Raw genomic sequence first — 11,866 nt, forward strand, 5'->3', positions numbered from 1 at the left:
TGGTGACTTGCCAATGTGTTTCATGAATATAGTTAATCGACAAAAACGATTTATTGCTTAATTTCAACGTCTGAGATGGGGGTACAGCAACAGGCCAAACAATCACCGGGACGAATGAAGGCTAAAGGATCGGTCAAGTAACTGACTTCCCCTTGAATGAGCTGCACCCGACAAGCGCCACAAAAGCCATTACGACAGTGGTAATGAGGCTTTAAACCAGCTTGCTCCATGACTTCAAGCAATGTGGTCTGTTCGGATGGTTCAACGGTCAGCTGATGCTGACCGTTGACTGTTACTTTGTAGGAATCAGCCATGGGGGATTACAGTTCAAAGTCTCCCAAATCAGCAACACTCACTTCACTATCAATTTGGCCGACCAGATAGGAGGTGATTTCAGCTTCTTGTGGAGCAACTTGAACGTTGTCCGATACCAAGTACTTATTCATCCAGGGTAACGGGTTGCTCCGCTGCTCAAAGGGAGCATCGAAACCAAGAGCTTCCATTCGCATGTTGGCAATGTACTCGACATACTGACACAGCATTTCTTCGTTCAAGCCAATCATGGAGCCGTTACGGAATAAGTAATGGGCCCATTCTTTTTCTTGTGCGACTGCGCTCATAAAGATATTGCGCGCTTCGTCACGGAGCTCTTCGGCAATTTCTTGCATTTCTGGGTCATCTTTGCCGTATTGCCAGAGGTTCAGAATCTGCTGCGTTGACACTAAGTGAAGGTTTTCATCGCGCGCAATCAAGCGAATGATTTTGGAGTTTCCTTCCATTAAATCACGCTCAGCAAAGGCAAAGGTACAGGCAAAACTAACGTAGAAGCGAATGGCTTCGAGCGCGTTGACTGAGTTCATGCATAAAAATAAGCGTTTTTTGAGCTCACGCAAATTGACGACGTGTTTTACCCCATCAATTTCCCATTCACCTTCGCCCAATGTTTGAGCTAACTGGGTGTAGAAAATCAGGTCGTCGTAATACTTTGAAATATCATTCGCTCGTTTTTGAATTTCAGTGTTGATCACAATGTCTTCAAAAACTTCACTGGGGTCGGTAAATAAGTTACGCAGAATATGCGTATACGACCGTGAGTGAATGGTTTCGAAAAACGACCAAGTCTCAATCCAAGTTTCGAGCTCTGGAATCGACACAATGGGTAAGAATGCTACGTTGGGACTCCGACCTTGCACGGAATCGAGTAAGGTTTGATACTTTAGGTTTGAAATGAAAATGTGCTTTTCACTGTCAGTCAAACCTTGGAAGTCGACGCGGTCACGACTGACGTCGACTTCTTCAGGACGCCAGAAGAAGCTGATTTGTTTTTCAATCAGCTTTTCAAAAATGGCGTGCTTCTGTTGGTCGTAACGGGCAACGTTAACTGGATTCCCAAAGAACATCGGTTCATGCAGGGGATTGACCTGATTCTGATTAAATGTTGAATATCTCATAAGTTAGCGCACCTCCATTCCTGCCAATCACATTAAATTTTACAAGCACCGCCGGCACAGTCATCATCTTCTTCAATGACAGCAACTGTGGCTTGTTGGTTTTCTTCAGCTTGTGTTTTGGCATCAGCTTTATCGCGAAGATCGACTTGGTTATCCGATGCTCCATCGCGGGTATTGTGGTAGTACAAGGTTTTCACACCCAGTTTGTACGCATACAACAAGTCTTGTAACAGCTGCGTCATGGGAACTTTACCACCCTCGAATTTACTTGGGTCGTAGTTGGTGTTCGCAGAAATGGTTTGGTCAACAAACTTTTGCATGATCCCAACCAACTGCAAGTACCCTTTGTTATTCGGAATTTGCCAGAGCAATTCATAAGCGTCTTTTAAGCGCTCGTACTCAGGCACCACTTGCTTGGTAATGCCATCTTTAGAAGCTTTAACACTAATGTGGCCCCGCGGCGGTTCGATGCCGTTGGTGGCGTTCGAAATTTGCGACGACGTTTCTGAAGGCATTAATGCCGACAGGGTCGAGTTCCGCATGCCGTATTTTTTAACATCCTCACGTAAGGCGTCCCAATCAAGCTGCAATGGCTCGCTACAAACAGCGTCAACATCGCGCTTGTAGGTATCAATGGGCATGATGCCTTTCGCATAGGTGGTTTCGTTAAACTTCGGACAGGCACCGAGCTCTTTGGCCAAGTTCATGGACGCCTTCATTAAGTAGTACTGAATGGCTTCAAAGGTACGGTGGGTGAGGGCATTGGCCGACCCATCGGAGTAACGTACCCCATTTTTTGCCAAATAGTAGGCGTAGTTGATCACACCAATACCTAACGTACGGCGGCCCATGGTTGCATTGTAGGCAGCTGGCACTGGGTATTCTTGGTAATCCAGTAAGCTATCTAAGGCACGCACCGCTAGATTCGCAAGTTCTTCAAGCTCATCCAGTGAATCAATGGCGCCAAGGTTAAAGGCTGATAAGGTACACAGCGCAATTTCACCTTCTTCATCGTTCACGTGTGATAACGGCTTGGTAGGCAAGGCGATTTCTAAGCACAAGTTGCTTTGACGAATTGGGGCAACGGCCGGGTCAAATGGACTGTGGGTGTTACAGTGGTCCACGTTTTGTAAGTAAATTCGGCCGGTGCTCGCACGCTCTTGCATGAATAAGCTAAATAGTTCGATAGCACGGATACGTTTTTTACGAATACTCTCATCCGCCTCGTATTGGGTGTACAAGCGCTCAAAGGTGTCTTGATCAGCAAAGAATGCATCGTATAAGCCAGGAACATCCGATGGGCTGAATAGGGTGATGTAATCGTCTTTGATTAAGCGCTGGTACATTAAGCGGTTAAATTGCACACCGTAATCCAAATGACGGACACGGTTTTCTTCCACCCCACGGTTATTTTTCAGCACTAATAAGCTTTCTACTTCTAAGTGCCAAATAGGGTAGAACAAGGTTGCTGCACCACCGCGCACACCGCCTTGTGAACAGCTTTTCACCGCTGTTTGGAAATACTTATAAAACGGAATACAGCCTGTATGGAATGCTTCACCACCGCGAATTGGGCTGCCTAAGGCGCGAATACGGCCGGCGTTGATCCCAATCCCTGCACGTTGTGAGACATACTTCACAATGGCACTGGCCGTGGCGTTAATAGAGTCGAGGCTGTCATCGGTTTCAATTAACACACAGGAGCTGAACTGTCGGGTGGGTGTCCGAACACCAGCCATGATGGGCGTCGGCAAAGAAATTTTAAACAGTGACGCGGCATCATAGAAACGCTGGATGTAATCCATCCGAGTTTCTTTGGGGTAGTTCGCAAACAAGCAGGCAGCCACAAGTACATACAGGAACTGCGCGCTTTCGTAAATTTCACCGGTCACCCGGTTTTGCACCAGGTATTTCCCTTCTAATTGTTTCACGGCAGCGTAGGAGAAGTTTAAATCGCGCCCGTGATCAATAAAGGCGTTCATTTGCTCGAATTCTTCACGGGTGTAATCCGTGAGCAAATGACGGTCATAACGGCCCGCTTCAACCATCTTGGTAACTTGGTCGTACAAGTGAGGTGCTTCAAACTGGCCGTAGGCTAATTTACGTAAATGGAAGATGGCAAGCCGAGCTGCCAAATATTGGTAGTCGGGTGCTTCTTCAGAAATGAGATCGGCCGCTGCTTTAATGATGGTTTCATGAATATCTTCAGTTTTAATGCCATCATAAAACTGAATGCGAGATTTAATTTCGACTTGAGAGACCGAAACATTATTCAGGCCTTCAGCGGCCCAGCTGATCACACGATGGATTTTGTCTAAATCGAGAGGTTCGCGTTGACCGCTGCGTTTGGTGACGAAGAGCTGTTGATTCATGAGGCACATCCATATTCTGTCGTTAATTATTCTGTAGAGAGCCACAAGATATGGTGGGACTTGGGGTTGTTCGTGTAATTTTCACACAATATCTTGGGGTGCTGCATTTATCAGTATCCTAGCAGTTATCGCCCTATGATCAAGCCCAATTATGTAAAAGGTAGGGTAGTTTTATGACAAAAAAGTACTTGCTTTCGCTGTAACGCTTATCAGCTGTGAGTCATAGAAATTTGCGGTCGCTAAAAAAATAAACCGTCAGCCTATGACCAGAGTTGAAGTAATTCGAGGGGGTGGTGAATGTGCTTGTCAGCTCCCCATTGTGCCGGTTGGTCGTCCTCACTGAGATACCCATAGGCGGCTAACACGGTGGTCATTTGAGCGCGTTGACCGGCTTCAATATCGCGTTGTGCATCGCCCACATACCAGCACTGTTGCGCTGGAATCGCGAGTTGCTCAGCGGCGAAGAGGAGAGGTTCAGGATGTGGTTTCGCCACCGCCAGGGTATCGCCACTAACCACCACCTCAATGGCCGCCAGTTGTGGGAAGTAGGGCAGCAATTGGTTGGTCAGCGCGCTGGGCTTGTTGGTGACAATGGCCACCGCAATCTGTTGTTCGACCAGCTTGTTGAGCAAGTGAGATACGCCATCGAACAGCCGCGTATGTTTCGCAATCGCCGTGGAGTACGCGGTTAAAAATGCGCGGCGCAGTTCTTCTTGGCGCGCGTCAAACTCTTCACCGAAAGCGTGCTTTAATAAGCGCACCGAACCATGGGACGCCAGCGGGGTGTATTCTTTTGCGGTCACTTCAGGACGTTGTTCCGCCCGCAGCACAGCATTCAGTGCCGCACCTAAGTCGGGGGCGGTATCCAATAAGGTGCCGTCCAGATCGAACAGAACGGCACGAGGTGGGGTTAAGCTGGTTTGCGTAAACATACGATATAGTTGACATCCACGTTGTTGGAATCAAGGTAGAAACCACGCCAAGGCAAGTAATGAATACCTGTCATTGCAAATGGCTCAAGCCCAGCCGCATCGGTCATCCGTAATAATTCGGCCGGTTGGATAAACTTTTGGTGTTGATGGGTACCTTTGGGAACCCAGCCCAGCACGTACTCAGCAGCCACAATCCCCAGTAACCATGATTTAATGTTGCGGTTCAGCGTCGAGAAAAAGACATAACCACCGGGTTTCACGGCATCCGCTGCGGCTTGTACAATGGCGTTTGGGTCAGGCACATGCTCAAGCATTTCTAAGCAGGTGACCAAATCAAACTGCGCCGGATGGGCCGCCGCAAACTGCTCGGCAGCAATCAGCTGATAGTCAATCGTCAGCTGGCTTTCGAGGGCGTGTAAGCGGGCAACTTGCAGGGCTTGCTCGGCTAAATCAATGCCGGTTACCTGAGCACCAGCCTGGGCTAAGCCTTCGCTGACCAAACCGCCACCACAGCCGATATCAAGGGCAACTTTACCGAACACACCGTCACATTGTTGGGCGATATAATCGAGTCGTAACGGGTTGATTAAGTGCAGGGGTTTAAACTCACCTTGCGGATCCCACCAACGGGATGCGATGACACTAAATTTCTCAATTTCAACAGGATCTACATTCGATTTATAAGTCATAGGGCTTCTGCTACGGCCAAAAAGTCGGTACAGTGTACTCAACCTCACAAGATAAAAAAAGATGCGAGAGTGGCCTGCTACGGGTACAATGCGCTATTAGACGATAATAAAGAAGACCAGAGCTTTTAGGGATATAACGATGATGAGTGATCTCGCTAGAGAAGTCGTTCCGGTAAATATTGAAGATGAACTGAAGAGTTCATACCTCGATTACGCCATGAGCGTAATTGTCGGGCGTGCATTACCGGACGTACGTGATGGGCTCAAACCTGTTCATCGCCGCGTATTGTTTGCGATGAACGAATTACGTAACGATTACAACAAGCCATACAAGAAATCAGCGCGGATTGTAGGTGACGTGATTGGTAAGTATCACCCTCATGGTGATATCGCGGTCTACGACACGATTGTCCGTATGGCCCAGCCGTTTTCATTGCGCTATATGCTTGTTGATGGCCAAGGTAACTTTGGTTCCGTTGACGGGGACTCTGCAGCAGCCATGCGTTATACCGAAATTCGGATGGCGAAAATTGCTGGCGAATTGCTGTCAGATCTAGAAAAGGAAACCGTCGACTTTGTTCCTAACTACGACGGCACAGAACAAATTCCAGAAGTCTTACCGACTCGGGTTCCCAACTTATTGGTGAACGGTTCATCCGGGATTGCAGTCGGTATGGCGACCAATATTCCTCCGCATAACTTAACTGAAGTCGTCAATGGCTGTTTAGCCATGATTGATAACCCAGCCATTGAGCTGGAAGAGTTAATGGAGTACATCCCAGGGCCTGACTTCCCAACTGCAGCCAGTATTTCAGGCCGTGCAGGCATTATTGAAGCCTACAAAACCGGCCGGGGCCGTATTCACTTACGTGCCAAAGCCGACATTGAAACCGATAGCAGTGGTCGCGAAGCCATTATCGTGACTGAAATTCCTTACCAGGTAAACAAAGCTCGACTGATTGAAAAAATTGCCGAGTTGGTGAAGGAAAAGCGTTTGGAAGGCATCAGCGGTCTACGCGATGAGTCTGACAAAGACGGCATGCGTATTGTGATTGAGCTGAAACGTGGCGAAGTTGCAGAAGTAGTGTTGAACCATTTGTATGCGAACACTCAAATGCAAGTGGTGTTTGGCATCAACATGGTGGCATTGGATAAAAACCAGCCGCGCTTGTTCAACTTACGTGACATGCTGGAATGCTTTATTCTGCACCGTCGTGAAGTGGTTACCCGCCGCTCGGTGTTTGAATTGCGCAAAGCGCGTGAACGCGCTCATATCCTAGAAGGTTTGGCCATTGCGTTAGCGAATATTGACGATGTGATTGAATTGATTCGTCGTTCACAAACAGCCGCGGAAGCCAAGCAGGCCTTATTGGGTCGCGCCTGGGTGCTGGGCAATGTTGCTGCCATGCTGGAACGCGCGGGTGTTGACGCTGCGCGGCCAGAGCATTTAAGTGCCGAATTTGGAATTCGCGACGGTCAATATTACCTGACTGAAGAACAAGCCCAAGCCATTCTTGACTTGCGTTTGCATCGCCTGACTGGCCTTGAGCATGAGAAGATTTTGGATGAGTACAAAAATCTTCTGCAACAAATTGAAGAATTACTGCATATTTTGAATAGTTCTGAGCGGTTGATGGAAGTCATTCGTGAAGAGCTTGAGCAAGTGAAAGCTGAATATGGCGATGCGCGGCGGACGGAAATTACCGCAGCTGCTCACGATATCAGCATGGAAGACTTGATCAATGAAGAAGACGTGGTGGTGACCCTGTCACACCACGGCTACGTGAAGTATCAGCCGCTGACCGAGTATGAAGCTCAGCGTCGTGGGGGCAAAGGAAAATCTGCGACCCGCATGAAGGATGAAGACTTCATTGAACGGTTATGGGTGGCCAACACGCACGATACCATTCTCTGTTTCTCAACCCGTGGCCGTATCTACTGGATGAAGGTGTACCAGTTGCCGTTAGCAACCCGTACTTCACGTGGACGCCCGATTGTGAACTTGCTGCCGCTGGAAGAAGGCGAGCGGATTACTGCTATTTTGCCAACCCGTGATTATCCAGAAGATAAATACGTGTTTATGGCAACCCGTCAAGGCGTGGTCAAGAAAACGCCAATGGAGGCTTATTCACGGCCACGTAATGGCGGGATTATTGCGCTGAACTTAAATGATGGCGATGAACTGATTGGGGTGGATGTGACCACCGAAGGCGACGAGATCATGTTGTTCTCTGATGCTGGTAAAGTGGTGCGCTTCAGCCAAGAACAAGTTCGTTCCATGGGGCGGACGGCCACTGGTGTCCGTGGTATTCGTTTGGATGAAGGCCAGCAAGTGGTGTCATTGGTGGTACCGCGTGGTAGCGAAACCGATGAAATGCCATGCATTTTGACCGTGACTGAAAATGGTTTCGGAAAACGCACGCCGATTGTTGATTATCCAGCGAAGAGCCGTGCAACCAAAGGTGTGGTTTCGATTAAAGTGAGCGAGCGTAATGGTGCCGTGGTCGGTGCCATGGAAGTTCTCGACGCCAACCAAATCATGCTGATTAGTGACAAAGGAACACTGGTTCGTACCCGTGTTAGCGAAGTCTCCGTTGTGGGTCGAAATACCCAAGGGGTACGGTTAATTCGTACCGGTGAGGACGAGCACGTGGTTGGCATGCAACGCATTGATGAGGTTGATGAAGACGACGAAACCGATGTGTTGCTCAACGAGCCCGTCGAAGGTGACGACAACCACGAGCCGCTTGATGATGAAGCGGATGAGGATGTGGTTGACGACGATAGCGAGGAATAACGCCATGAGTGCCCCGTTTAATTTTTCTGCGGGGCCGGCCATGTTGCCGGCAGAGGTCATGCAACAAGCCCAAGAGGAATTCCTCAATTGGAACCAATTGGGCATTTCCGTGATGGAAATTAGTCATCGGGACCCGGTGTTTGTACGAATGGCGGAGCAAGCCGAGCAAGATTTGCGTGAGCTGATGGCCATTCCAGAAAATTACCGAGTGTTGTTTATGCACGGTGGTGGGCGCGGACAGTTTACCGCTGTGCCGCAAAATATCGCCGGTCCAGAAGACACGGTTGATTATCTTGACAGTGGCATTTGGTCGGAATTTGCCATTCGTGAGGCGAAAAAGTACGTCAAGCACGTCAATGTGGTGGCGGGTGCGGTAACCACCGAACAAGGGAAAGCCATTGCTGCGGTCAACGATTGGCAGCTTTCGCCTCAAGCCGCTTATTTTCACTATTGTCCCAATGAAACTGTGGATGGGATTGCACTGCACGGTGTACCGGATGTGAACGTTCCCATCGTCGCAGATATGTCCTCTAATATCTTATCGGAGCCCCTCGATGTGAGCCGCTTTGGCGTGATTTACGCTGGTGCTCAAAAAAATATTGGGCCATCGGGATTTGCGATAGCGATTGTGCGTGATGATTTATTAGGTCGAGCCCAAGGGAATACCTCCACCATCATGGATTACACGGTGCAAGCCGCTGAAAACTCCATGTATAACACGCCCAATACCTTTGCTTGGTACTTGGCTGGGTTGGTCTTTCAATGGCTAAAACGTCAGGGTGGGGTTGCCGCTATGGGCCGTCTCAACCAGGCCAAAGCTGCGAAGTTATACGATTATATTGATCAATCATCGTTTTACCGTAATCCCGTTCATCCAGCATATCGTTCCATGATGAACGTACCGTTTTTGTTGGCTGATGAAGCACTGAATGATGCATTTTTGGCGCAAGCCGAAGCTGCGGGGTTGCTGGGCCTGAAAGGGCATCGTTTTGTGGGCGGGATGCGAGCTAGTATCTACAACGCGATGCCGATGGCTGGCATTGATGCCTTGATCGAGTTTATGCGTGAGTTTGAGCGAAACGCCTAACCATAAAAAATAATAATTATCCAGAACAACAAGTAGGTCATCATGAGTTCATTTAAAGCAGTTGATTTAGCGAACCCAGGTGTTCGTACCTTAAGCCCTTATCAAGCGGGCAAACCCATTGAAGAAGTTGAGCGGGAGCTGGGCATCAAAAATATCATTAAACTGGCGTCCAACGAAAATCCATTAGGCTTGAGTCGCCAAGTGAAAGCGGCCTTGCAAGAGACGCTGGCCGGGTTAGCTCGTTATCCTGATGCCAACGGCTTCTATTTAAAATCAAAATTAGCAGCCAAGCATCAGGTGGCAGCGAATCAAATCACCTTGGGTAATGGCTCCAATGATGTGTTGGAACTGGTCGCGCGCACCTACGTCAGCGCCGATCATGAAGTAATTTTTGCGCAGCACGCATTCGTAGTTTACCCTTTGGTCACGCAAGCCATTGGCGCAACCGGTGTGGCCGTACCAGCAAAAAATTATGGGCATGATTTGCCGGCCATGCTGCAAGCCATCACGCCGCGCACGCGGATGATCTTTATTGCCAACCCCAACAACCCAACAGGCACCTTTTTAACGGCCAGCGAGCTGTATGAATTCTTACAGCAAGTGCCAGCCAATGTGCTGGTGGTGTTGGATGAAGCCTATTATGAATACGTGGACGAAGCCGAGCGTGCCCCTTCCATTCAATGGATTGCGGAGTTCCCGAATTTAGTGGTGTGTCGCACGTTCTCGAAAGCCTACGGGTTAGCGGGGTTACGAGCGGGTTATGCGGTGACTCATGCGGATGTTGCCGATTATATGAACCGGGTACGACAGCCGTTTAATATGAATAGCTTGAGTTTGAAAGCTGCCGAAGTGGCGTTGGATGATGTCGAGTATTTGGCGGAATCCATTCGCTTGAACCAATTAGGGATGGCGCAACTGGTAGAGTTTTGTGAGAGCAAAGGGCTGCCTTATATTCCGTCCCATGGCAACTTTTTAACCATTGAAGTGGGCGATAACGCGGCAAAAATCTATCAGCAGCTGCTGCAAGCTGGCGTCATTGTTCGGCCGGTTGCGGGCTATGAATTACCGCGGCATTTACGCGTTAGTATTGGTTTGAAACATGAGAACCAAGCCTTTATCGATGCGATGTCAGCGCTGTTGTAACCCTGACAAGAAGGTGGCAGTGTGAATACCGAGTGGGCTGAAATTACCTTAAAAAACCTACGCCAATGCCAGGGAGAAGTGATTTTGCCTGGCTCTAAAAGCATTGCGAACCGCGCGTTGCTAATGGCTGCGTTGTGTGACCAAGGGCAACGAACCACGCTCACTAACGTTCTACGTAGCGATGACACCGACCGCATGATCGAAGCATTGCAAGCGCTCGGGGTTCGGTTAGAAGTTGAGTCGGCGACCAGCACCACCGTGCATGTGCATGGCTGTGGCGGACATTGGCCGCAGCAGCCGGCAGAACTTGATTTAGGCAATGCCGGAACGGCGATGCGGCCGTTGTTGGCGGTATTGAGTGCCACGTGGCAGGCCGACGCTCGAATCACCTTAACCGGCGACGCTCGTATGCAAGAACGTCCCGTTGCGGCATTGGTTGATGCCTTAGTGCAGGGCGGCGCGCCACTTCAATGTTCGTCTCAGTGGGGCTATCCACCGGTTCGTATCGCCGCTGGGTTACAAGGCGGCACCTTTACTATTGATGGCTCCGCATCAAGCCAATATATCTCTGCGTTACTCATGGCCCTACCATTATTGCCACAAGATTCCGTCCTACGGTTAGTTGGGGAAGTGGTATCGCGTCCATACATTGAATTGACCTTGGCCATGTTAGCCCGCTTTGGCATTGATATTATCGTGCAAAACGACCATCAATTCCTGATCGCTGGAGGCCAACGTTATCAAAGCCCAGGTCACTATTGGGTGGAAGGGGATGCCAGTGCTGCATCCTATTGGTTGGCTGCCGCTGCCATTGCGGGCGGACCGCTCACGATTCGTGGTGTGGGACGGTTAAGTATTCAAGGGGATGTGGCCTTTGCCGATTGCGTGGCACAGATGGGCGCCAAGGTTACTATCCATGACGAATACATTGAAGTGGAAGGGGCGGCCTTGTACGCTCTCGATGCCGACTATAATGCCATTCCCGATGCCGCCATGACCATGGCCACTTTAGGCTTGTTCGCGACTGGCACCACGCACATTCGTAACGTTGCCAACTGGCGGATTAAAGAAACCGACCGCTTGGCGGCAATGGCCACTGAGTTGCGCAAAGTGGGGGCGCAAGTCGAAGAAACTGCCAGTAGCATTCATATTACGCCCCCCGCCGAGCTTCGTCATGGCGTGATTGATACCTATCATGACCACCGCATGGCAATGTGCTTTGCCTTGTTGGGTTTCAGCAACGCTGGAGTGACCATTCGTGATCCGTTGTGCTGTGCTAAAACCTATCCGACATTCTTCGACGAATTACTGCGTTTAACCGCAGCTGAGTAAGCTTATTCACCTATCCTTAACCAAATTGAGATGCAATTTTTTACTAAAAACGTATAATTGCGG

9 protein-coding genes are annotated in these 11,866 nt (G+C 49.3%); 4 read left to right on the top strand and 5 right to left on the bottom strand.

Going from position 1 to position 11,866, the window contains the following annotated elements:
• Positions 1–50 precede the first annotated feature (50 nt).
• The 5 genes from yfaE to ubiG form a co-directional block, all read right to left on the bottom strand.
• On the bottom strand, positions 51–314 hold the full coding sequence (gene yfaE, locus BLP64_RS00285) for a class I ribonucleotide reductase maintenance protein YfaE (RefSeq protein WP_092590560.1): 264 nt from the start codon (positions 312–314) through the stop codon (positions 51–53).
• A 6-nt stretch (positions 315–320) separates the two neighbouring features.
• On the bottom strand, positions 321–1,451 hold the full coding sequence (gene nrdB / locus BLP64_RS00290; protein ID WP_092590562.1) for a class Ia ribonucleoside-diphosphate reductase subunit beta: 1,131 nt from the start codon (positions 1,449–1,451) through the stop codon (positions 321–323).
• Between the two features lie 32 nt (positions 1,452–1,483).
• Positions 1,484–3,823: a class 1a ribonucleoside-diphosphate reductase subunit alpha gene (gene nrdA / locus BLP64_RS00295; protein WP_092590564.1), complete on the bottom strand. Its 2,340-nt coding sequence runs from the start codon at positions 3,821–3,823 to the stop codon at positions 1,484–1,486.
• 260 nt (positions 3,824–4,083) lie between these two features.
• On the bottom strand, positions 4,084–4,755 hold the full coding sequence (locus tag BLP64_RS00300) for an HAD family hydrolase (RefSeq protein WP_092590566.1): 672 nt from the start codon (positions 4,753–4,755) through the stop codon (positions 4,084–4,086).
• The gene (gene ubiG / locus BLP64_RS00305) at positions 4,734–5,444 is read right to left on the bottom strand and encodes a bifunctional 2-polyprenyl-6-hydroxyphenol methylase/3-demethylubiquinol 3-O-methyltransferase UbiG (protein ID WP_092590568.1); all 711 of its coding nucleotides are present in this window, start codon (positions 5,442–5,444) and stop codon (positions 4,734–4,736) included. Before ubiG ends, BLP64_RS00300 begins: the two co-directional genes overlap by 22 nt.
• Before the next feature lie 142 nt (positions 5,445–5,586).
• Here ubiG and gyrA point away from each other — a divergent pair, with 142 nt between their 5' ends.
• The 4 genes from gyrA to aroA are packed head-to-tail and all read left to right on the top strand — an operon-like array spanning position 5,587 to position 11,803.
• A complete protein-coding gene (gene gyrA / locus BLP64_RS00310; RefSeq protein ID WP_092591104.1) occupies positions 5,587–8,241 on the top strand; it encodes a DNA topoisomerase (ATP-hydrolyzing) subunit A in 2,655 nt (884 codons plus the stop codon).
• 4 nt (positions 8,242–8,245) lie between these two features.
• Positions 8,246–9,328 carry a 3-phosphoserine/phosphohydroxythreonine transaminase gene (serC, locus tag BLP64_RS00315; RefSeq protein WP_092590570.1) on the top strand — a complete coding sequence of 361 codons (1,083 nt, stop codon included), beginning with the start codon at positions 8,246–8,248 and terminating at the stop codon, positions 9,326–9,328.
• Positions 9,329–9,370: 42 nt separating this feature from the next.
• Complete coding sequence (hisC, locus tag BLP64_RS00320) at positions 9,371–10,471, top strand: histidinol-phosphate transaminase (RefSeq protein ID WP_092590572.1); 1,101 nt, start codon at positions 9,371–9,373, stop codon at positions 10,469–10,471.
• A gap of 21 nt (positions 10,472–10,492) precedes the next feature.
• Positions 10,493–11,803: a 3-phosphoshikimate 1-carboxyvinyltransferase gene (aroA, locus tag BLP64_RS00325; protein WP_233340064.1), complete on the top strand. Its 1,311-nt coding sequence runs from the start codon at positions 10,493–10,495 to the stop codon at positions 11,801–11,803.
• Positions 11,804–11,866: the final 63 nt, after the last annotated feature.

Source organism: Pseudidiomarina indica (assembly GCF_900104245.1).
In the GTDB taxonomy this organism is placed as follows: domain Bacteria; phylum Pseudomonadota; class Gammaproteobacteria; order Enterobacterales; family Alteromonadaceae; genus Pseudidiomarina; species Pseudidiomarina indica.